This window comes from Sulfitobacter sp. M22 (genome assembly GCF_021736025.1).
In the GTDB taxonomy this organism is placed as follows: domain Bacteria; phylum Pseudomonadota; class Alphaproteobacteria; order Rhodobacterales; family Rhodobacteraceae; genus Sulfitobacter; species Sulfitobacter litoralis.
Window position 1 is genome coordinate 3,065,031 of record NZ_WMEC01000001.1, and the last position, 20,986, is coordinate 3,086,016.

19 protein-coding genes and 4 pseudogenes are annotated in these 20,986 nt (G+C 54.5%); 15 read left to right on the plus strand and 8 right to left on the minus strand.

Annotated features, from left to right (window positions below; genetic code table 11):
* Window positions 1-136: 136 nt before the first annotated feature.
* The 3 genes from GLP52_RS15115 to GLP52_RS15125 all read left to right on the plus strand — a co-directional run bounded on the left by GLP52_RS15115 (window position 137) and on the right by GLP52_RS15125 (window position 5,523).
* Complete coding sequence (locus tag GLP52_RS15115; RefSeq protein WP_237271252.1) at window positions 137-916, plus strand: hypothetical protein; 780 nt, start codon at window positions 137-139, stop codon at window positions 914-916.
* 270 nt (window positions 917-1,186) lie between these two features.
* Complete coding sequence (locus GLP52_RS15120; protein WP_237273583.1) at window positions 1,187-3,214, plus strand: ATP-dependent nuclease; 2,028 nt, start codon at window positions 1,187-1,189, stop codon at window positions 3,212-3,214.
* Between the two features lie 14 nt (window positions 3,215-3,228).
* A complete protein-coding gene (locus GLP52_RS15125) occupies window positions 3,229-5,523 on the plus strand; it encodes a hypothetical protein (RefSeq protein ID WP_237273584.1) in 2,295 nt (764 codons plus the stop codon).
* 106 nt (window positions 5,524-5,629) lie between these two features.
* Here GLP52_RS15125 and GLP52_RS15130 read toward each other — a convergent pair.
* Window positions 5,630-5,858, minus strand: a pseudogene (locus GLP52_RS15130) (IS3 family transposase); the annotation flags it as partial.
* Between the two features lie 93 nt (window positions 5,859-5,951).
* Between GLP52_RS15130 and GLP52_RS15135 the strand changes: the two are divergent.
* The 4 genes and pseudogenes from GLP52_RS15135 (at window position 5,952) to tnpC (ending at window position 8,280) form a co-directional block, all read left to right on the plus strand.
* Window positions 5,952-6,347 (plus strand): transposase, encoded by a 396-nt coding sequence (locus GLP52_RS15135; protein WP_237271144.1) that lies wholly within the window; start codon window positions 5,952-5,954, stop codon window positions 6,345-6,347.
* Window positions 6,344-6,625: an IS66 family insertion sequence element accessory protein TnpB gene (gene tnpB / locus GLP52_RS15140; RefSeq protein WP_237271234.1), complete on the plus strand. Its 282-nt coding sequence runs from the start codon at window positions 6,344-6,346 to the stop codon at window positions 6,623-6,625. Before GLP52_RS15135 ends, tnpB begins: the two co-directional genes overlap by 4 nt.
* Window positions 6,600-6,698, plus strand: a complete 99-nt coding sequence (locus tag GLP52_RS19695) for a hypothetical protein (RefSeq protein WP_443069442.1) — start codon at window positions 6,600-6,602, stop codon at window positions 6,696-6,698. Before tnpB ends, GLP52_RS19695 begins: the two co-directional genes overlap by 26 nt.
* A 54-nt stretch (window positions 6,699-6,752) precedes the next feature.
* Window positions 6,753-8,280 (plus strand): annotated as a pseudogene (gene tnpC, locus GLP52_RS15145) (IS66 family transposase).
* On the opposite strand, the gene GLP52_RS15150 reads toward tnpC, so the two are convergent.
* Window positions 8,273-8,494, minus strand: coding sequence for an IS3 family transposase (locus GLP52_RS15150; protein ID WP_237271255.1), 222 nt, complete (start codon window positions 8,492-8,494; stop codon window positions 8,273-8,275). The pseudogene tnpC and the gene GLP52_RS15150 sit on opposite strands and share 8 nt — an antisense overlap.
* A 336-nt stretch (window positions 8,495-8,830) precedes the next feature.
* Between GLP52_RS15150 and GLP52_RS15155 the strand changes: the two are divergent.
* The 8 genes and pseudogenes from GLP52_RS15155 to GLP52_RS15190 all read left to right on the plus strand — a co-directional run.
* A pseudogene (locus GLP52_RS15155) lies at window positions 8,831-9,391 on the plus strand (replication-associated recombination protein A); the annotation flags it as partial.
* A 31-nt stretch (window positions 9,392-9,422) separates the two neighbouring features.
* Window positions 9,423-9,803: a fluoride efflux transporter CrcB gene (crcB, locus tag GLP52_RS15160; RefSeq protein ID WP_093731791.1), complete on the plus strand. Its 381-nt coding sequence runs from the start codon at window positions 9,423-9,425 to the stop codon at window positions 9,801-9,803.
* Window positions 9,800-10,849 carry an RluA family pseudouridine synthase gene (locus tag GLP52_RS15165; protein WP_093731792.1) on the plus strand — a complete coding sequence of 350 codons (1,050 nt, stop codon included), beginning with the start codon at window positions 9,800-9,802 and terminating at the stop codon, window positions 10,847-10,849. The genes crcB and GLP52_RS15165 overlap by 4 nt, the downstream gene beginning before the upstream one ends.
* Complete coding sequence (locus GLP52_RS15170) at window positions 10,846-11,559, plus strand: ATP12 family chaperone protein (protein ID WP_237271256.1); 714 nt, start codon at window positions 10,846-10,848, stop codon at window positions 11,557-11,559. Before GLP52_RS15165 ends, GLP52_RS15170 begins: the two co-directional genes overlap by 4 nt.
* 185 nt (window positions 11,560-11,744) lie before the next feature.
* Window positions 11,745-12,761 (plus strand): amino acid ABC transporter substrate-binding protein, encoded by a 1,017-nt coding sequence (locus tag GLP52_RS15175; protein WP_093731794.1) that lies wholly within the window; start codon window positions 11,745-11,747, stop codon window positions 12,759-12,761.
* Between the two features lie 124 nt (window positions 12,762-12,885).
* The gene (locus GLP52_RS15180) at window positions 12,886-14,100 is read left to right on the plus strand and encodes an amino acid ABC transporter permease (protein WP_237271257.1); all 1,215 of its coding nucleotides are present in this window, start codon (window positions 12,886-12,888) and stop codon (window positions 14,098-14,100) included.
* A 1-nt stretch (window position 14,101) separates the two neighbouring features.
* Window positions 14,102-15,397, plus strand: coding sequence for an amino acid ABC transporter permease (locus GLP52_RS15185; protein ID WP_093731796.1), 1,296 nt, complete (start codon window positions 14,102-14,104; stop codon window positions 15,395-15,397).
* Window positions 15,398-15,412: 15 nt separating this feature from the next.
* Window positions 15,413-16,183, plus strand: a complete 771-nt coding sequence (locus tag GLP52_RS15190) for an amino acid ABC transporter ATP-binding protein (protein WP_093731797.1) — start codon at window positions 15,413-15,415, stop codon at window positions 16,181-16,183.
* Window positions 16,184-16,217: 34 nt separating this feature from the next.
* Here GLP52_RS15190 and GLP52_RS15195 read toward each other — a convergent pair whose 3' ends face one another.
* The 6 genes and pseudogenes from GLP52_RS15195 to yidC all read right to left on the minus strand — a co-directional run bounded on the left by GLP52_RS15195 (window position 16,218) and on the right by yidC (window position 20,904).
* Entirely contained in the window at window positions 16,218-16,451 is a 234-nt protein-coding gene (locus GLP52_RS15195) for a hypothetical protein (protein ID WP_237272698.1), read from the minus strand.
* 36 nt (window positions 16,452-16,487) lie between these two features.
* A pseudogene (locus GLP52_RS15200) lies at window positions 16,488-16,715 on the minus strand (SixA phosphatase family protein); the annotation flags it as partial.
* A gap of 93 nt (window positions 16,716-16,808) precedes the next feature.
* A complete protein-coding gene (gene argB / locus GLP52_RS15205) occupies window positions 16,809-17,672 on the minus strand; it encodes an acetylglutamate kinase (RefSeq protein WP_208596006.1) in 864 nt (287 codons plus the stop codon).
* A 29-nt stretch (window positions 17,673-17,701) separates the two neighbouring features.
* A complete protein-coding gene (yihA, locus tag GLP52_RS15210; protein WP_093731800.1) occupies window positions 17,702-18,352 on the minus strand; it encodes a ribosome biogenesis GTP-binding protein YihA/YsxC in 651 nt (216 codons plus the stop codon).
* Window positions 18,353-18,355: 3 nt separating this feature from the next.
* Window positions 18,356-19,096 carry an MOSC domain-containing protein gene (locus GLP52_RS15215; protein ID WP_237271258.1) on the minus strand — a complete coding sequence of 247 codons (741 nt, stop codon included), beginning with the start codon at window positions 19,094-19,096 and terminating at the stop codon, window positions 18,356-18,358.
* Window positions 19,096-20,904, minus strand: a complete 1,809-nt coding sequence (gene yidC / locus GLP52_RS15220) for a membrane protein insertase YidC (RefSeq protein ID WP_093731801.1) — start codon at window positions 20,902-20,904, stop codon at window positions 19,096-19,098. Before yidC ends, GLP52_RS15215 begins: the two co-directional genes overlap by 1 nt.
* Between the last annotated feature and the right edge of the window lie 82 nt (window positions 20,905-20,986).

A 20,986-nucleotide genomic window follows, 5' to 3' on the forward strand; every position in this document is an offset into this window, starting at 1 on the left:
ACTTTGGTGCTTTCCAGACCAATCCTGCATTCGTTGTCAACTATCCAAGGTCTGGGTCCGCCAGCTGTTCGCTTTGCTCGATGAATGTAAACTTTTACCCTATTTGGCGGGCTCGTGGAGATGTGGTAGAAGTAAGATGACCAAAAAATCGAAAGGACGACTAAATAGAGATAGATTAGGCATTCCCCAAAAGAAAAAAATTGCACACATTGAAGTTGATCACATTAGGAAAACACAATTTATTCTGACAAATGATATGTTGCTGAACCAGATTCAACGTGACGGCCCGCGTGTGGCAAGGTCATTTGACAGGTTGGCTGAATATGAAATAGCAGAATGCAGCAAGATTTTTTCTTCAGTGCAAGGTGCCCTGCTGCGACACCTTCCCAAAATAGACGACAATGGTTTCAAAGCGACGTCCGCTCGCCTTCTGTCAAGCGCGAGCAACTCCTATGTTGCGAGTATAGAAGTCGCGCGACACGGGTTCCCTCTGCAATACGGTTCATTGGCTCGAATGGTTGTTGAAGCCCTGGCTACCGTTCTCGCCTTGGCCACCAGAGCAGAAGCTATTGAGCAGTTTCACGCAGGCAAGTTGAAGTCGACAAAGTGTGTTACGTGGGCCAAAGAATCCCTGCCAATATTGCCACCTTTATGGGGCATGTTGAGCAATGAATTTGTCCATATTGGCAGAGGCCACTCTACGCTGGACATGCCAAAACGTTACAAGTCTGGTGATGAGGCACTTGGTTTCATAAAGAAAACAATGATGACAATGGCCTGCCTGCTTCAGATCGTAACAGAACTAATTTATGCTGATGAAAAAATAGATTTGTTGTTTTGGAAGCCGTCTGGAGGCGGATGGACATTTGACCCTTCACCAGAATCAGCCAGATGGATGGATGAACACCTGTCATGAATCCCCAACCAAGGGCTTTTGTCTTGCCACCGTTTAGTATCGGTCTCTTTCGAGAAATGTTTGCTATGAAGTGTGCACTTCGCCTCCCGATTGGTTTCGTTACGGTGCCGAGGTTTCGAACCCCAAAAGGGACGTTTATTTCGGTCCTGAAGGGTTCTGCTGAATGCACATCTAACGGTCGCGCCATCTTGCATAGTGACGTAATAAATCTTTGTTATTGTGTTGTATTCATACGGACCGAAATTGAAAGTTCGAAATCGTGGGGGAGCAATGCAGCTTGAGAGTGCACGCATAAAGAATTTTCGGTCGCTTCGCGATATCGAAGTCAGCTTCGGCGCACATACAGCGTTCATCGGAGGCAACGGCGCGGGGAAGTCCTCTATACTGAAAGCGATTGAGAAATTTTACTCAACGTCAAAAAGCTGCGATGCTGATGACTTCTTCGGGCGCGATCAAGGGCCGCCGATCGAGATAGAACTCACCTTTCATCAGCTAAGTGATCAAGAAGTAGCATCTTTCGAGGACCGTGTTCGCGACGGTAAGCTGGTAGTAACCCGTGTTTTTGATAGTGGCACTTCAAGCGGTAGATATCATGGTGTAGTTCCCCAAATCCCTGACTTCGTTTCAATCCGATCCGCGTCCAGCGCGACGGCAAAACGCGCCGCTTACAACGCCCTGAGAGCAGATAATCCGCTCTACGCAGACCTGCCCAACGCTGGTAGCGCCGCTGCAGTTGATCAGGCACTGCTGGATTGGGAGGCAATCCATCCAGAGCAACTGGTCCTATTACCCGACGATGGGCAGTTCTTCGGCTTCCAGAACAATAGTCGTGGCAAGCTCCAGAGGCATACAAACTTTATGTTTATTCCGGCCGTTCGCGAGGCATCGGCCGATGCCGCCGATGGTAAAACGAGCGTTATTGGTAAGCTGCTTGAATTACTTGTACGAAGTCAAATCTTACAGCGAGCGGACGTCCAAGCCTTCAAGGCGAAGATGACTGAAGCCTATTTGGAGTTGGTATCGGCTGAAAACATGCCAGAGCTTGGCACCTTAGCCGGAGCGCTTACCGCAGATCTGCAAGGCCTGTACCAAGATGCGGAGGTCGCGCTGAATTGGCGCGAGATAGGAGAGATACCGGTCCCCCTACCGATGGCAGACGTGTTTCTAAAGGACGACGGTTTTGGTGGTCCGGTCGACAGACAGGGTCACGGCCTGCAACGCGCCTTCATCTTCACGCTGCTCCAACACCTCGCGCGCACGACGGATCCTGACACTGAAGATGAAGCTGCCGGGAATGCGGAAGGCCAGGCACTCGACGATAATGCGATTGCCGCAAATGCGCCAACTCTGATCCTCGCGATCGAGGAGCCTGAGCTCTACCAGCACCCAACCAAGCAGCGACATTTCGCAGAGGTGCTGCGCGGTCTAAGCAGGGGCACACTTCCGGGTGCCCAAGGGCATACCCAGATCATCTTTGGCTCGCATTCGCCGATGTTCATTTCAATGGGCAAGGCCGACGAGATACGACTCACTCGTCGCTCAGAATGCCACGGTAGCGACTTTAAGCAGTGCAGCATACAAGCCCTTGATCTTGGCATCGTGGCGCAGAAGCTCGAACGCGGCTGGAGCAAGCCTGTTGGCACATTCAACGCGCAGACCTTGATGCCGCGACTCCATATTCTTGGGGCCGAACTGGCTGAGGGGTTCTTCGCGAATGGTGTTATTCTGGTCGAGGGTCGCAGTGACAAAGCGGCGCTTACGGCGACTGCACGGATGCTCGGAGTCAACTTTGAGGCCGCAGGGATTGCTATCCTGTCGGTCGAGGGAAAGTCCAACCTCGACCGTCCTTTTGTCATTTTCCGCGAGCTGGGCATTCCGACTTTCCTGCTCTGGGACTGCGATAACCATCTGGCCCCAGCTCAGCGCAAGCCCGCAACTGACCTTGCTTTGAGTAGGCTCGCAAAGCCCGACGAAGTGTTCGAGGTCGCACCGACTGTTGATCTTGTCAGCGATTGCTATGCGCATTTCGGCAATACAATGGAACACCGCCTCAAACAGGATATCACTCCGGAAATTCACGCGAATTGTCTTGCCGCTGCCTGCGAGCCCTTTGGCGTGGAACCGAACAATGACACCCAGAAAATTCCCGAGGTCGTCTATCAGACCTTGCGTCGCGCCAGGGAACAGGGTCACGAAAGCGAAATGCTGAAGGAGATCGTGCGCGAAATGTGGCGTTATTTCCGGGATGAGGACCTGCCTGACCCTCCACAGGCGCAAGCCATGGTCCCCGTATCGTGAAAGTCGACAACGAAATGACTGAGCTTGTGTCAGCCCGAGAGCGCCGCGCACACGGTCCATGGAGCGATCTGGCGTTACATACGATCGGCTGGCGTGCCTTCCAAGATCTCTGTTCGCAGGTCTGCGAGGTGGTGCTCGGCCGTCCGGTCGAAATTTTCCGGGAAGCTCAGGATGGCGGCCAAGACGCGGTATTTTTGATACCGTCGGGCTCGGAAGCGCCTGCCATTGGCACGATTCAGTGCAAGCACACCGCAGTAGCGCGCAAGGCGCTGAAGGTGGGTGACCTATCGGGTGAGATCGAACACGTCGAAGAGCTGGTGAAGGCCGGTCTGGCCGATACTTATGTCTTCATGACTAACATGAGTATTGATGCGCCTATCGCCGTTAAGATGCGCGCGCGCTTACGCGCCCTCGGCGTACGCAAGCCGCATATCCTGGGCAGCCAGTATATCGTCAGGGTCATCAGGAGCAGCGCTCGGCTGCGCGCGCTCGTGCCACAAGTCTATGGTCTGGGCGATTTGACTTCGATCGTCGACGAGCGACTCACTGAACAAAGTCGGGCGCTCCTCGATAGTTGGATTCCAAAGCTGCGGACTTATGTTCCGACCAAGTCCCATCGCGAGGCCGTGAATGCGATCTCGGATCATGGAGTTGTGCTACTGCTCGGCAACCCATCGAGCGGCAAATCGGCGATCGGCGCGATCATTTCCACGATAGCGTCCGAGAACCCGGACAGCACCGTCCTCGCGCTCACCAGTCCGCGCGATTTCGAAGCGGGCTGGAATCCAAACGACCCCGGTCGATTTTTCTGGATTGATGACGCATTCGGTTCGAATGTACTTCGTGACGATTATGTCCAAGACTGGGCCTCTGCATTTTCGAAATTGCGTGCGGCGGTCAAACACGGCAATCGCTTCCTGCTCACCTCGCGCAAACACATCTACGAGGGTGCGCGGCGGCGACTTGGCCAGCGCAATCTCACGCAATTCGCAGACGGAAGCGCCGTAGTAGATGTGGGCGATCTGACTTTCAACGAAAAAGCACAGATCCTTTATAATCACATCAATTTCGGCGAACAGGGTCAGGTCTGGCGATCAAGTGTGAAACCATATCTTGCGGCAGCTGCCGCCGTTGAAAATTTTCTTCCCGGCATTGCAGAACGGCTTGGAGATCCGAACTTCACCAAAAGGTTGGCACCGAACGAACCTTCGCTTGTCCGCTTCATGAGGGAACCGACCGAGCACCTCGTCGATACCGTTAGTTCATTGGACGATCACCTGCAGGCAGCACTCATTTTAGTCTACGTCCACCAAGACGGTTTCGATCCCAACGATCACGATCTTTTGGCTGCACAGGCTGTCACGGAACTAACCGGGCATCCTATCACTAAGATTCAGGATAGCTTTGAAGAGCTGAAGGGATCTTTTCTTAAGCTCTCCGGACAAAGCTGGACCTTCGCGCACCCAACGATTTCGGATGCCCTAACTGAGGTTATGCGGCAGAAGCCGTATATGATGTCGGCTTTGATCCGCGGCGCGCCTATCGACACCATTCTCGGAAGCTTCACGTGCGAAAAATCCCCGCTCATACGAGACGCGCTGGTCATCCCAGCCGCACTGGACGACGGGTTGGTCGAACGCCTCGGCCGTACCCCAGATGAACTCCATCGAAATCGGATGCTATTCCACTTTCTTTACTATCGTGCCAGCGAGGCGGTTTTCTCCAAAGTCGTTCAGCAGTATCCGGATTTGTTGGAGCGATCGTCGTGGCGGAGCGACCCCATCGTCGACGACCCAAAGCTTGCAATTTACGGTCGTGCAAATCGCCTTAGAATCTTGCCCGACTACCTGCGCGAGGAAGCAGCAGACAGCCTTATGTTGGCGGCGCAAGACGGGCTTGATGCGTCTTTCTTTGAAGAGGATGACATGCTCGGCCTTTTGTCGCCGTTGAGTTTGGTCAGCATGGGTATGGGATTGCGGACCACTGTCTTACCGTCCCTCGATCACCGGATAGAAGAGATTGCCGCTGATTCCGATCTCGACGACGAACCCGATAGCCATTTTGTCAAATTGCTCGACCTTTTGGAGCGCGTGGAAGCGATGGGCGTAGACGCCGACGCTGCCGCTTTAATCGAAGAAGCACGTGATCAAGTTGGTCGCTCGGTTGAGAAGCTCAAAGAGCGCAAGTGCGAGCGGGATGAGGAGGATGAAAGTGATACAGACTGGACCCACATCGTGACGCAAAAAAAGGAAGAAACAGCTATACCGCCTGTAGTGGCTCGATCGACATTCGACGACATCGACAAATAGAAACGATTGTTCGTAAGCGATGCCTCGATCACACTGCTTGGGGGGATGAAAAGCGGCATTTCCAAAATGATGCGGGCAATCCGCCATCTTGATTGTGGTGTTCACCCGTGAACTGCGAGCCCTGGTCGGTGTTCATAATCTCTGGCGTGCCGTATCTGGCGATGTCCTCATTCAAGGCCTCGACACAAAAGCTTGCGTCCAGCGTGTTCGACAGCCGCCAGATAGAGGAACCCGCGCCGCACCGGGATGTAGGTAATGTCACTACACCAGACGTGGTGTGCGCGCGTGATTTGCCGCTTTCTTAGCAGGTAAGGATAGATTGGGTGCTGGGGATGCTTCTTGCGTAAGCGATGTGCCGCCCCCACCTTCCTTGTGAGCCTCTGATCTGAGATTCAGCCATGATGGATGTATTGTCAGGGAGTTTCTCCATGGAGCGCTCAACGGAGTTTCTCAGTAACATTGATTTGGTGGTGGGGCCGCGTGGTCACCGCCGTTGGCCGGATGCGGTGAAGGCACAGATCGTGGCCGAGACGTTGGTGGAAGGTGCGACAGTTGGCGCTGTGGCACGGCGGTATGACATGCGGGCCAATCATTTATCGGAATGGCGACGCATGGCGCGCGAGGGCAAACTGGTTCTGCCCGCTGTGACCGAGGAACCAAGCTTTGCAGCGTTGGTTGTGCGCGAAGATGTTGAGGCGACACCTGACCCTGAGCCGCCGTCGCCGTTGGATCTGATTTGTGGGAGTGTCACTGTGCGATTGGATGCAGGCACATCGGCGGCGCGCATTGCCGAGATTGCCCGCGCCTTGAATGCGCTCTCATGATGTTCCCATCAAACCGAGTGAGGATCGTTGTCGCGACCAAGCCGGTGGACTTCCGCAAGGGTCATGATGGGCTGGCAGCGCTTGTCAAAAACGAGTTGCGCAAGGACCCGTTCACCGGGATAGTTTTTGTGTTCCGCTCAAAGCGGGCAGATCGGCTGAAGTTGCTGTATTGGGACGGCACTGGTTTGGTCATGGCTTACAAAAAGATTGGAGGAACAAACCTTCACGTGGCCCGCTATCAAAGATGGTCTGATGTCGCTAAACCATGCCCAGTTTGAAGCACTTTTCTCGGGTTTAGACTGGCGCAAAGTAAGGGCTTTATCAGTGCGTCCGCCGACTGCGGCAGAGTGAATCAGGCTGTCTTTTGCAGAGGTGTTGAGCTGCAGGAAATGGTAGTCATTCCCCATGTCAAAACCAGTTGATCTCCCTAATGATGTTGAGGCCCTGGAAGGCGTTGCTTGTCGCCTCAGAGGATCGCAATCTGCGCAAGCAGGATCGTATTGATCAGTTGGAGAAACTGGTATCTGACTTCAAACGTGCGCTGTTTGGCGCAAAGTCTGAGAAGGCCGATCCCGAGCAATTTGAGCTGTCACTTGAAGACATTGAAACCTCGATGGCTATGGTTCATGCTGAAGACGAAGCGCTTGATCCGCCTGCATCGCGCTCGGCAAAACCGCGCAACACCAATCGTGGGTCACTGCCAAAGCATCTGCCCCGCATTGAAGAGGTAATTGCGCCCGATAATATGACCTGCGGCTGCGGTGGTGAGCGCCATGTAATTGGTGAGGACACGTCTGAGCGCCTCGACATCATCCCCGCCCAGTTCCGTGTGATCGTCACCCGCCGCCCAAAGTATGCTTGCCGATCCTGCACCAATGGTGTGGTGCAAGCGCCTGCACCAGCGCGCCTGATCCCAGGCGGCATGCCGACAGAGGCAACGGTGGCGCATGTTCTTGTCAGCAAATATGCGGATCACCTGCCACTGTATCGCCAGGCACAGATTTACAGCCGCCAAGGGATCGATCTGGATCGCTCCACCCTCGCGGGATGGGTTGGCAAAGCGGCCTATGAGCTACGCCCTGTCTTCGATGCGTTAATGGCTGACCTCAAATGCTCAACCAAACTCTTCATGGATGAAACAAGAGCACCAGTGCTTGATCCGGGTAGACGTAAAACCAAAACTGGTTACTTCTGGGCACTGGCCCGCGATGATAGGGCTTGGTGTGGAGCGGCACCACCGGGCGTTGCCTTTACATATGCGCCCGGGCGTTCCGGCCAATATGCAGATGACATTTTGAAAGGCTTCTCTGGCATCCTCCAAGTGGACGGATATGCCGGGTATAACCGCTTACTCAAACGCGCCGATGACAATGTCGTCTTGGCCTACTGCTGGGCCCACGCACGCCGCAAACTGCACGAAGTTGCACAATCTGGCACTGCCCCCATCGCCGAAGACGGGCTGAAACAGATCGCTGCGCTCTACCTGATCGAAAAGGATATCCGGGGTCTGGCACCCGAGGTGCGATTGGCAGCACGGCAAGACCAATCGGCACCGTTGATCGTCGCGTTTGAGGAGTGGCTCACGACCAACCGCGCGCGGCTGTCTGCCAAAGCCCCTTTGGGCGAAGCTCTCAAATACATCGCAAAATACTGGGATGGACTGTGCCTGTTTCTGACTGACGGCCGCATCGAAATGGACAGTAACGCAGTGGAACGCACGATCCGTCCCATCGCTCTGAACCGCAAGAACGCACTCTTCGCTGGCCACGACGCCGGAGCCTCAAACTGGGGCGTCATCGCTTCCTTGATCGAGACCTGCAAATTGAACAGTGTCGATCCGCATGCCTATCTGGCCGATACGTTCACTGCCATCGTCGCAGGCCACAAACAAAGCCAGATCAACGATCTGCTACCATGGAATTACGCTAAATAGGTGGGATCGGCGCACCGCTTACCTTCTTGCTGGTGTTTAAGCCCTTGTAGATCGCCTGCAAGCCCATGATCCCCATCGAACGGCGCACACGGTGGCGGCCCGCATTGAACCCATTCCTGGGCAAGTAAGCCGCAATGTGGCGGCTCCCAAAGAACGGATATTTAGTCAACACACGGTCAATCTCATTCATCAGCTGCAGGGTTTCGTCATTCATGCCGATGGGCGTGTAATACAATGATGATCGGCTGATCTTCAGCTGTTTGCATTGTTTGGTCAGGCTCTAATCTGTGCAGTCCCGGTTGATCATTTCTCTGCGTTCGCTCGGGCTCATCGCTTCAGCCCTTGTGACAAAAAATCATTTTCGACCGCCAGCTTTCCGATCTTGGCACGCTGTCCAGTTCTGCCGGACCACTTCAGACTGCATGGTGGGTAGAAATTAATATACCCGCAGCGGTCTGAGGCCAGTATCCTGCCTGACAGCCTATCACTTTCACTTTATAACTTAAGAGATTCACTCACTCACTCACTTAGTGGGTAGAAAAAATAGTTAAATAAGATTTCTGCACTGCACAAATCCGTTCGGGGCTCCGATCCGGATGCTGCGCTTTACTGGCTCGCGCGTATGCTGGAAGGTGGTGAGGACCCGCGGTATCTGATGCGTCGGATCACGCGCATGGCTGTCGAGGACATCGGGCTCGCTGATCCGCAAGCGCAGTCTGTGTGTCTGCAGTCGTGGGAAACCTACGAGCGGCTCGGGTCCCCCGAGGGGGAATTGGCGATTGCGCAGGCGCTGACCTATCTGGCGCTGGCCCCGAAATCGAACGCCGCTTATGTGGCCTATAAGGCGGCGCGGCGGGCAGCGAAGCAGACCGGGTCCGCCCCGCCGCCAAAACATATCATGAATGCGCCCACCAAGATGATGAAAGAGCAGGGCTATGGCGCGGGGTACGCCTATGACCATGACGCCGAAGACGGGTTCTCGGGGCAGAACTATTTTCCTGACGGGATGGAGCGGCCGCAGCTTTACCAACCTGTCGAACGCGGCTTTGAACGGGATCTGAAAAAACGGGTCGATTATTTCGAAAAGCTGCGGGCAGCGCGGAAAACTTGACATTCGGGGCGTGAACCGTGAGAGACCGCAGATGATTTCAACCCTGTCACTTGTAGCCATGGGTGGCGCGATCGGCGCCTCCTTGCGGTATCTGTTCGGTGTCGCAGCGATGCGGCTGACCGGGCCGTCCGATTTTCCGCTGGCAGTCTTGACGGTCAACATTATCGGGTCGTTTATTATGGGCCTGTTTGTAGTGTTTGCTGCACACAAAGGGCTCACGCAGTTTAGCCCTTTTGTGATGACCGGTGTGCTTGGCGGCTTTACGACCTTCTCGTCGTTTTCGCTTGAGACGGTAACCTTGATCGAGCGCGGCCAGATCGGGGCGGCAGGGATATATATGGCACTGTCCGTCGGGCTATCAGTGCTGGGATTAATGCTGGGCCTTATGATGGCCAGAGGGGTATTTGCATGAGCCGGGTTCAACATCTGGTCGTAGAAGAAGGCGACGGGGATCAGCGGTTGGACCGCTGGTTCAAACGGACATTTCCGCTGATTGGCCAAGGGCTGATTGAAAAGATGTGCCGCAAGGGCGATATTCGCGTTGACGGTGGGCGGGTCAAAGCCTCCTCCCGGCTGGAGGTGGGGCAAACCGTGCGCATCCCGCCGCTGCCCGACGCAGAGGCACCACCGCCGCCAAAGCGGACACGAATTTCTGACGCCGACACCAAGTTTATCCGGTCCTGCGTCATATACCGCGACGATCATATCATTGCCTTGAACAAGCCGCCCGGATTGCCCGTGCAAGGCGGGTCTGGCCAGTCAGACCGCCATGTTGACGCGCTTGCCGATGCCCTGATGTTCGAGCTTGATGAGAAGCCGCGCCTTGTGCACCGCTTGGACAAAGACACTTCGGGCGTCTTGATCATGGCGCGGACACGGTCGATTGCCGCGTCCCTGACGTCGTCGTTCCGCCACCGCGAGACCCGCAAAATCTACTGGGCCGCCGTCGCAGGCGTCCCGCATCCGAGGAACGGAACGATTAAATTCGGTCTGGTCAAAGCCTTTGGGCACGGGGCTCGTGGCGAGGGTGAAAAGATGTACTGCGTTCATCCGAAGGACATGGAATCCACCGAAGGTGCCAAACGTGCCACCACCGATTATGCGACCCTTGCACAGGCTGGCAAACGGACCTGCTGGATGGCGCTGATCCCGGTAACGGGTCGGACACACCAGCTGCGTGCGCATATGGCTGAAATCGGGCATCCCATTGTTGGGGATGGCAAATATGGCGGATCCGGTCAGGAAAACATGGGCGATGGCTGGGGCGCGCAGCTGGGGGGGGACATCTCTAAGAAGTTGCATCTGCACGCGCGGTCCCTGACGCTAGAGCATCCGGTGACTAAAGCGCGTCTGAACCTGACTGCGCCGTTGCCTGATCACATGGCGCGCACCTGGGACACCTTCCAGTGGGTGCCTTCAGATGTGCCCGCCGACCCGTTCGAGGAGGATTGGGCGTGAGCGACTGGAAGGCAAAACGCTTTTGGAAAGATGCGACTGTCGTCGAAACTGACGGCGGCTTTACCGTCGAGCTGGATGGACGGGGGATCAAGACACCGGCGAAGCGTTTGCTGGTGGTCCCGACCCGCGCCATGGCAGAGAAGGTCGCTGACGAATGGCAGGCGCAAGACGGGGTGATTAAACCTGACACTATGCCAGCTACGAAAACCGCCAATGCGGCGATCGATAAAGTCGCGGCCCAGCACGCTGAAGTGGCGGATATGCTGGCGGCATATGGAGATTGTGATCTGTTGTGCTACCGTGCGGATAGTCCGGCCGAGTTGGTGGCGCGTCAGGCTGACCGATGGGATCCGATGCTGGAGTGGGCACAGGACGTTCTAGGCGTTGGCTTGCAGACCCGTACGGGGATCATGCACGCGCCGCAGTCGCCATCGGATGTAGAGATAATGTCTAAGCGTACGCATTCGCTTAACAATTTTCAATTGGCGGCATTTCATGATCTTGTCAGCCTTTCAGGATCGCTCATCTTGGGATTTGCAGCCGCGCTTGACGCCAGAGACGCGGAATCAATTTGGGACCTTTCGCGGCTGGACGAGCTTTGGCAGGCCGAACAATGGGGCAATGACGACGAAGCCGATGCGTTGGCCGCAGTGAAAAAGGCTAGTTTTTTGCACGCTAAGTTGATGTTTGACCTGAGCTTGCCCGAATAGGTTTCACGGTGACCCCAATCCGAACGGTTGTGGGCGTTTTTTAGGCGCAGCGGCTTGACGTTCCGGCGTAACTTCGCCCAAACTCTCTTCCACTGACGGGGATAACCCCGCCAAAACATCTCCGGTCCGAAAAGGTGCCGGTTGAGCCGCCCTAAAACGTGGCGGAAAATCAGGAAGAGGTTAAAATGAATAAATCCGTATTTTTTGGTGCGCTAACAGTAGCTGGCCTTGCGGCTGGCGCTGCTGCTGCGTCCACGCTTGACGATGTCAAAGCGCGCGGCAAGCTGAACTGCGGCGTTACCACAGGTCTGGCCGGTTTTGCTGCCCCCAACGCCAATGGCGAATGGGAAGGCTTTGACGTTGCAGTATGCCGTGCGGTAGCTGCTGCTGTACTGGGCGACCCGAACGCTGTCGAATTCGTTCCTACAACCGGCAAAACCCGTTTCACCGCGCTGGCGTCGGGCGAGATCGATTTCCTCGCACGTAACACCACATGGACCTTCAGCCGGGACGTCGACCTCAAGTTCGACTTTATCGGCGTTAACTACTATGACGGCCAAGGCTTCATGGTACCAAAAGAGCTTGGCGTTTCCTCTGCCAAGGATCTGGATGGTGCGACTGTCTGCATCCAAACCGGCACCACAACCGAGCTGAACCTTGCGGACTTCTTCCGCAACAACAACATCAGCTACGAGCCCGTGCCTGTTGAAACAAACGCCGAAGGCCAACAGCAGTATCTGGCCGGTGCGTGCGACACCTATACAACCGACGCGTCCGGTCTGGCCGCGACACGTGCGACCTTTGAAAACCCAGGCGAACACATCATCCTCCCCGAGATCATCTCCAAGGAGCCTCTGGGCCCATTGGTGCGACACGGCGATAACGATTGGGGCGACGTCACCCGCTGGGTGCTGTATGCTCTGATCGCGGCGGAAGAACTGGGCGTCACATCGGCAAACGTCGAAGAGATGACCACAAACACAACCAACCCTGAGGTCGCCCGTCTTCTTGGCACTGAAGGTACATTGGGTGAGATGCTGGGTCTTGAAGCCGACTTTGCGAAGAAAGCTATCGCTTCTCAAGGTAACTATGGTGAAATCTTTGCCAAGAACATCGGCGAAGAGACCCCAATCGGTCTGGCACGTGGCCTGAACGCTCAGTGGACAGATGGCGGCCTGATGTACGCGCCTCCTTTCCGCTAAACACATTCGTCGGAGGGCGCGGAGCATTTCCGCGCCCTTTGCGCCTTTAAGACGCCAAAAATAAACCCGGCCCGCGACATCGAATGATGCGTGAATAACAGGTCCGGCACACAGGGAAAATCTGATGACGACAATGTCCGACCCTCAACAGGGCTCGTTCCGGCTGTCGATGTTGCTAAACGACACCCGCTATAGATCCTATACTTTTCAGTTCATCGCGCTGATTTTGCTTATCGCGTTGATGGCTTTTCTGGGCATTAACCTGGTGCGAAATCTTGCTGAAGCTGGATTGAACATCTCTTACGGGTTTTTGAACGTACCTGCCGGTTATGACATTAACCAATCATTAATCGACTATAACAGCCAATCATCGAACCTGCGTGCGGCGATGGTCGGTATCATAAACACCCTTCTTGTCGCCTTTCTGGCCTGCATAACCGCGACAATCCTCGGCGTGATCGCCGGTGTAGCACGGTTGTCCAAGAACTGGCTCGTTTCGAAATTGATGTCGGTTTACGTCGAGATATTCCGGAATATTCCGGTGCTGATCTGGATTTTGATGATCTACACTTTGATGACCGCTGTTTTGCCAGCGCCAAATCAATTCCGCGGCGACAACGCTACCTCAAGCATGCTGTTTGACGCCTTTGCCTTTACCAACCGCGGTATATACATCCCCGCGCCCGTTTGGGGCCCCGGATCAATGATCGTCGTGGCGACCTTCATCCTCTCGATCGTTGCGACGATTATATACCGCCGCTACGCCGTCAGCCTTCTATTCCGGACAGGCAAGCTGTTGCCAATGGGCTGGCCGACAATCGCCATCCTGCTTGTTCCGAGCATCTTGATGTTTTTCATCATGGGTAGTCCCATTGCACTAGATTACCCAGAGCTTAAAGGGTTCAACTTCCGCGGCGGTTTGCAGATCGGCGCACCACTGATCGCGTTGTGGTTGGCTTTGTCGGTCTACACTGGTGCATTCATCGCTGAAAACGTGCGCGCCGGTATTCAAGCCATTTCTAAAGGTCAGACTGAAGCTGCGTCTTCACTTGGGCTACGTCCAAAGCGTGTCATGAACCTCGTGGTTTTGCCTCAGGCGCTTCGGGTCATTATCCCACCACTGATCTCGCAGTACCTCAACATCACCAAGAATTCTTCCTTGGCGATCGCTGTTGGGTATGCCGATATCACCGCGACGCTGGGAGGGATCACCCTTAACCAGACGGGTCGCGCGATCGAATGCGTGCTTTTGCTGATGCTTTTCTACCTCACGATTTCGCTGTCGATTTCGGCAATAATGAACGTTTACAACAATTCTGTCAGCTTGAAGGAACGGTAGGATGTCAGATACACACGCCGCCTCTGTCCCTTATGTGCGGGACACTATGTTGCCACAGAACGCGCCCCCTTCGACCGCACAGGGGCCTGTCAAATGGGTTCGAGAAAGTCTGTTTTCTTCGATCCCTTATACAATCCTTACGCTCGCAGCGCTTTATGTCATCTATCTGATCCTTTCCGGGTTCCTACCCTGGTTACTGGGGGGCGTTTGGACGACATCCAATATCCGGGAATGTCGCGAAGTATTGGATGGGGCACAGGCAGGGTGCTTCTCCGTCCTGACTGAGCGCTGGAACCAACTGCTTTTCGGGATTGCGTATCCCCAAGACGGTTACTGGCGCCCGACGGCGGCGTTTGTGCTGTTGTTTGTCGCGGTGGCACCGGTGCTGTTTGGGAATCTGCCGCGCTGGCTTATCCTCTTTACCGTTCTATATCCTTTCATTGCATTCTGGCTGATATGGGGCGGATCCCTTTTCGTGCCGCTGTCGGCGCTGTTGGCGGCTCTTATCGGGTATGTGATCTACAGCAGAATCGTTAAGAAAAGCTTTGCTGGCGCATTTTTTGCAGGTCTTCTTGCGGGCGGCGTGGCGTGGGTGGTCTTCAGCTTCATCACGCCACAACTCTCGGGGGTGCTCGCACTCGAACCGGTGGCCTCGCGAAACATGGGGGGCTTTATGCTCAACATGATACTGGGCGTCATTTGTGTATCCCTTTCACTGCCATTGGGAATCCTGCTGGCGCTTGGGCGTCAATCGAGCCTTCCTATCATCAAGCTGATCTGCGTTGTTTTCATTGAGTTTATTCGTGGCGTGCCACTGATCACGCTCCTCTTTGTTGCTAACGTGGTGTTGGCCTACTTCCTGCCACCTGGCACCAACTTTGATCTGATCCTTCGTGTTATCATCATGATCACGATGTTCGCGTCGGCCTATATTGCCGAGGTTATCCGGGGCGGGTTGGCAGCGTTGCCGCGGGGGCAATACGAAGCCGCAGATAGCCTCGGGCTCGATTATGCTCAGGCGATGCGCCTGATCATCCTGCCGCAAGCGCTGAAAATCTCGATCCCGGGGATCGTGAACGTGGCTGTCGGGCTGTTCAAGGATACCACGTTGGTCTCGATCATTTCGATGTTCGATCTCGTGGGGATGATTCGCGGTCCGATCCTAGCCTCTACGGATTGGAACGGCGTTTACTGGGAACTCTGGGGTTTTGCTGCCCTTCTGTTCTTCGTCGTTTGCTACGGCATCTCGCAATATTCACAATGGCTGGAACGTCAACTCCAGACCGACCACCATTAAGGAAAGACTTTAATCATGGCTGAACAAGCTCAAGCGCTAAATGTCTCGAACGAGGTCGCGATCAGCATCGAAAACATGAATAAATGGTATGGTACGTTTCACGTACTGCGGGATATCGACCTGACCGTTTATCGTGGGGAACGCATTGTTATCGCTGGGCCGTCGGGGTCGGGGAAATCAACGTTGATCCGATGCATCAATGCATTGGAAGAACACCAAAAAGGCCGAATAGAAGTGGATGGCACCGTGCTGTCTTCTGATGTCAAGAATATCGATAAAATCCGATCCGAAGTGGGGATGTGCTTCCAGCACTTTAACCTATTTCCCCATCTGACAATTCTTGAAAACTGTACATTGGCACCCATTTGGGTCCGAAAGACGCCGAAAAAGGAAGCTGAGGAAATCGCGATGCATTTCCTCGAGAAGGTTAAAATCCCTGATCAGGCAGACAAATACCCCGGTCAGTTGTCTGGCGGCCAACAGCAGCGGGTCGCCATTGCACGTAGCTTGTGCATGCGTCCTCGCATCATGCTGTTTGATGAGCCGACCTCTGCCCTAGATCCTGAGATGATTAAGGAAGTGCTCGATACGATGGTTGAGCTCGCGGAAGAAGGGATGACCATGCTGTGTGTGACGCACGAAATGGGTTTCGCGCGACAGGTCGCCAATCGGGTCATCTTTATGGATGAGGGCCAAATCGTTGAGCAAAACGAACCTGAAGAGTTCTTTAACAACCCTCAAAGTCCGAGGACCAAGCTATTCCTTAGCCAGATTCTAGGGCACTAAGCTAGGAGGGCGGGAGTTGTTCCCGCCCTTTTTTCTACCCTGCAAGCATACGCGGTGTGATATGCGCCTCTATCTCGCCGCTATGCCAATGCACATTCTTCCAGTCGTCCACGTCGAACGCTAACACCAGCGTAGCACCAGGAGGCGTGGCACCCGAATATTGCGCTGTGAGGCCCGCACGGGGCAGCAGGTTCGCAATCTCGTTCACGCCGGGGTTGTGCGCGATCAACAACACAGTGGTGCCCTCAGCGCCATGGATGTGCGCCAACAAACGTTCCCTATGAGCAAGATAAAGGCGGTCTGTAAAGATTCGCTTAACATCAGTCGGGATGTCCAAAAGAGAGAGCGTTTCCGACGTACGCCGAGATGCTGAGCAAAGCGCAAGATCTGGCCTGTAGCCCTCTGCAACGAGCCACTGGCCAACTGATACGGCGTCTTGTCGCCCTTTATCATCCAAAGGTCGATCAAAATCAGTGGATACCCCTGCCGGCCAGCCAGCTTTAGCGTGGCGCATTAAAATAAGCCGTCGCATCAACGCTTCCTTAATTTATCGTTCGCATAAACAAGGGGGCAGAGTGTCTAAAGCAGGGAGGTAGCGATATGTAACACACTGATAAATGGTCCGCTATTGACCGCGGATAATACTCCCAGCACCATGTTCGGTGAACAGCTCGAGCAAGCAGGCGTTCGGGGCTCGCCCGTCCAGAATAACGGCTGCCCGTACGCCACCGTCGATTGCGTCAAGCGCGGTCTGTGTCTTGGGAATCATGCCGCCAGCAATAGTGCCGTCTGAAACCATCTGACGGATTTGCGTCGCAGTGAGCTCTGTCAGTACGTCCCCTTCAGCATTTTTTACGCCTGCAACGTCTGTGAGAAGAAGCAACCGATCTGCTTTTAGCGCAGCGGCGATAGCGCCTGCAGCGGTATCGCCGTTAATATTAAACGTTTCGCCATTCCGACCCATACCAAGGGGGGCAATCACTGGAATAATACCTTTATCCGCTAGATCGCGCAGCAAGCGTGGGTTCACTTCAGTCGGTGCACCGACCAATCCAAGCTCGGGGTCTTCTTGGTCACAAATGATAAGCCCGCTATCCTTACCCGATACACCCACACAGCGCCCGCCTTGCGCCGTAATGGCCTGAACGATACGTGCATTAACCAACCCAGACAGAACCATCTCGACGACTTCCATCGTCGCGGCATCGGTGACGCGTTTACCGTTGATAAACTCGGATGTGATATTCAGCCGACCCAACATATCATTGATCATGGGGCCGCCACCATGAATGATAACGGGATTCACGCCGACTTGGCGCATAAGTGCTACATCACGCGCGAACTCTTCCATGGCGTCATCGCTGCCCATGGCATGGCCGCCAAGTTTGATTACAACGGTGGCATCAGCGTAACGTTGCAAATAAGGGAGCGCTTGGCTCAGGGTGCGCGCGGTGGCGATCCAATCGCGGTTCATTTCTCGTTTTCTCATTCTCTGCCTCGGTGAACGCGGAGATACCGTTACTCCAACGTAGCGATAATGGCACGGAGCGTAGGGATGCCCCAGCCCTTTTCAGACGAGGTGACTACGATTTCAGGGTAAGCCGCTGGATGTTTGGCAAGCGCGCCGCGCACCTGTTCCAGAATTTTTTCTCGTTCGACTTCTTTAACTTTATCCGCTTTCGTCAGCACGCATTGAAATGTCACGGCCGAGCTATCCAGCAATGACATGATTTCGTCATCAACCTTTTTTACGCCGTGGCGTGCATCAATCAATACGAAGGCACGCCGCAAAGTCTGGCGACCGGATAAATACTGTTTCAACAATCGCTGCCATTTTTCAACAATGGGCAGAGGCGCATTCGCATAGCCATAGCCAGGCAAGTCGACGAGGTAATGCTCCTCGGCAGCTGTGAAATAGTTGATTTCCTGTGTGCGACCGGGGGTATTCGATGCGCGCGCCAAGGCTTTCATACCGGTTAGCGCATTTATAAGTGTAGATTTCCCGACGTTCGAGCGGCCTGCAAAACAAACTTCCATTCGGTCAGCAGGGGGTAGGCCGTCCATGGCGACAACGCCCTTTACGAACAAGGTTTCGCCTGCAAACAGCATGCGACCTTTTTCGAGCGCGCGCGCATCAGGCTCATCGGCGATGCTGAACTGAACTTGCATATGTTAAAGTACCTTTACCTGGTCACCGATAAAGACGGGACCCGTTTCAATAACCTCGGCATATACGCCGAAATCCTGGTGACCCCAACCCTTCAATATGCGTAACATTTCGATATCGCGTTCGCCAGTTTTTGGGTTCGCGGTTGTCGCCCGACATCTTTCCGTGCGTTCACGGATACGTAGTACCACGCTGCCGATCGCGACCTCTTTACCGACCCAATCTAGTTCATCCCACGGGCTTCCCGTGTCAAACCAGACGTTGCCGCGCCAGCGATGGGGCGAAACCGGTGTTCCTACCGCATCCGACACGGCACGCAAGGACGCGTAATTACATAGGCTTACAGACGGGTAGGGGGTGTCGGTAAACCCGCGCCCATCCAACCTGAAAATTGCACTTGGTTGTGCTCTGTTTTCGGGGACAAGGGGTGCGACCCATTCCAGAAATCTGCTGGTTTCACGATCGGGATGGAAGGTAAGTGAGGGGCGGTCTGGGTGGTGCAACGTAAGCAGTTCGTGCGCGCTGTCAAAGGCGGCTGTTATGGCCATTAGCGCTGGCGCTTTGGATCCGGTGCTAAAATTGGCGCAATGCGCCCACTCGGTTCCGTCGGTGCGTGCGGCGTCGTGCACGACGGCCCAGGTCCGGTCCCATGGCATAGACTGCCCTGCGGTGAGCGTAGTGTGGGCCAGCTCCTCGCGACCATGGCTCTTGAGCGGGTAGCGATAAAGCTGGGCAACCGTCGTCATTATTTCGGGTCGCCTTTACGTCCGAGCTTTATGCTCCCTTTAATATTGCCAAGAATATCGGGCTTATACCCTTGGCTTCGCATGATCAGATATTGTTGCGTAAAGGTGATCGTGTTGTTTGCTATCCAGTAAACAACAAGACCGGACGCAAACCCGCCGAGCATGAACATAAACACCCAAGGCATCCATGCGAAGATCATCTGCTGAGTTGGGTCGGTGGGGGCCGGGTTAAGTTTTTGCTGCAAGAACATGGAAACACCGAGCAACAGCGGAAGGATACCGATAAAGACAAGTGCAAGGACTGTCCCAGCTTCGGGAGCGCCCCATGGCAAAAGGCCGTACAGGTTGTAGATCGAGGTGGGGTCTGGTGCACTTAGATCCTGAAACGGACCGAAGAAGGGCGCGTGGCGCAGCTCGAGCGTCACAAAGATCACTTTATAGAGAGAGAAGAAAATCGGAATCTGCATTAAGATCGGGAGACACCCTGCGGCGGGGTTTACCTTCTCCCTCTTATAAAGCTCCATCATGCCCTGTTGAAGCTTCTGGCGATCGTCCCCAGCATCCTTCTTTAGCTTCTCCATCTGCGGCTGAAGTTCTTTCATCTTCGCCATCGACACATATGACTTATACGCCAGCGGGAAGAGCAGGGCCTTGATCAAAAGCGTCAGCCCGATGATCGCAACTCCCATATTTCCGATCAGCAGGTTAAGGTGGTGCAGAACCCAGAAGATCGGTTTCGTCAGGAAAAAGAACCAGCCCCAATCGATAGAGTCGATGAATTTATACACACCCTGAGCTTCATACGCGCGCAGGATCTCCCATTCTTTGGCACCAGCGAAAAGCTGCGTTGAGACAGTGGCAGCTTGGCCGCTGGCGACAACTTGTGTCGGCATCACTGCTTCGGTCTGGAAAATTTCTGTACGTGGCAGGTACTTGACCGTCAAGCGGGTTGGCTGGGCTGGATCAGGGATAAGATTGGTCATGAAATAGTGACCGGTAAAGCCGATCCAGCCATTGGTAACACCGTCAATGCGTTTGGAGGGCACGCCATTTACAACATCTAGATCGGGGATATCGTCCCAAGCGGTCTCAAGCAGTTCACCATTATTCATGGTGACTAAACCTTCGTGCAGAATGAAGAAGTTCTGAGCGTCGCTTGGGATACCATGACGTGCGATAAGGCCGTAAGGTGCAAGTGAAACCGAGTTTTCAGCCGAGTTTGTAATGGTTTGGTCGATCTTGAACATATAGTTCTCATCGATCGAAATTGTGCGCGAAAAGACCTGGCCGGCCTCATTATCCCAAGTTAGCGTGACAGGCGCGTCAACCGACAGCGTTTCACCATCGCTGAGCGACCAAAGAGTGCTCGGGCCGGGGACTTGATCGGGTGAGATGCCCGCGCCGGGTGCCCAGCCATAAAGCGCGTAATAAGCGTCGGTAGAGCCTGCGGGAGATAGCAATCTTACAGTCGGGGCGTCTTCCTCGATCGTTGTGTTATAGTCTTTTAGGTACAGATCATCCACTCGGCCACCAAGCAACGATATAGAGCCAGCGATACGGGCAGTCTCGACAGCAATACGCGGCGCTGTATCTAGGGCCTCTGTAGAAGACGCGCTGTCTTCGGCTGGTATGCTCGCCGACCCAGCGTTCGCTGGAACAACAGCCTCTGACGCGTTTGCATCAGTGGTTTGCAGCGGAGGCTCAGAGAGGGTTTCGGTTTCCTGAGGTGGGAACAAAACGAACCACCCTAGGATGACTATGAAACTGAGAACCGTCGCAAAAATGAGATTCTTGTTTTGATCGTCCATTTGACCGTCACCTGATGCCTGTAATATCAGCGTGGGTTCAACAGAGTAAGGTGCCAAAGGTCAAGTAAATTCGGCCCTTGCA

Coding starts and splice junctions, on each gene's coding strand:
- GLP52_RS15115 (WP_237271252.1), top strand. CDS start 137: ATGACCAAAAAATCGAAAGGACGACTAAATAGAGATAGATTAGGCATT.
- GLP52_RS15120 (WP_237273583.1), top strand. CDS start 1,187: ATGCAGCTTGAGAGTGCACGCATAAAGAATTTTCGGTCGCTTCGCGAT.
- GLP52_RS15125 (WP_237273584.1), top strand. CDS start 3,229: ATGACTGAGCTTGTGTCAGCCCGAGAGCGCCGCGCACACGGTCCATGG.
- GLP52_RS15135 (WP_237271144.1), top strand. CDS start 5,952: ATGGAGCGCTCAACGGAGTTTCTCAGTAACATTGATTTGGTGGTGGGG.
- tnpB (WP_237271234.1), top strand. CDS start 6,344: ATGATGTTCCCATCAAACCGAGTGAGGATCGTTGTCGCGACCAAGCCG.
- GLP52_RS19695 (WP_443069442.1), top strand. CDS start 6,600: ATGTCGCTAAACCATGCCCAGTTTGAAGCACTTTTCTCGGGTTTAGAC.
- GLP52_RS15150 (WP_237271255.1), bottom strand. CDS start 8,494: ATGAATGACGAAACCCTGCAGCTGATGAATGAGATTGACCGTGTGTTG.
- crcB (WP_093731791.1), top strand. CDS start 9,423: ATGATTTCAACCCTGTCACTTGTAGCCATGGGTGGCGCGATCGGCGCC.
- GLP52_RS15165 (WP_093731792.1), top strand. CDS start 9,800: ATGAGCCGGGTTCAACATCTGGTCGTAGAAGAAGGCGACGGGGATCAG.
- GLP52_RS15175 (WP_093731794.1), top strand. CDS start 11,745: ATGAATAAATCCGTATTTTTTGGTGCGCTAACAGTAGCTGGCCTTGCG.
- GLP52_RS15180 (WP_237271257.1), top strand. CDS start 12,886: ATGACGACAATGTCCGACCCTCAACAGGGCTCGTTCCGGCTGTCGATG.
- GLP52_RS15185 (WP_093731796.1), top strand. CDS start 14,102: ATGTCAGATACACACGCCGCCTCTGTCCCTTATGTGCGGGACACTATG.
- GLP52_RS15190 (WP_093731797.1), top strand. CDS start 15,413: ATGGCTGAACAAGCTCAAGCGCTAAATGTCTCGAACGAGGTCGCGATC.
- argB (WP_208596006.1), bottom strand. CDS start 17,672: ATGAGAAAACGAGAAATGAACCGCGATTGGATCGCCACCGCGCGCACC.
- yihA (WP_093731800.1), bottom strand. CDS start 18,352: ATGCAAGTTCAGTTCAGCATCGCCGATGAGCCTGATGCGCGCGCGCTC.
- GLP52_RS15215 (WP_237271258.1), bottom strand. CDS start 19,096: ATGACGACGGTTGCCCAGCTTTATCGCTACCCGCTCAAGAGCCATGGT.
- yidC (WP_093731801.1), bottom strand. CDS start 20,904: ATGGACGATCAAAACAAGAATCTCATTTTTGCGACGGTTCTCAGTTTC.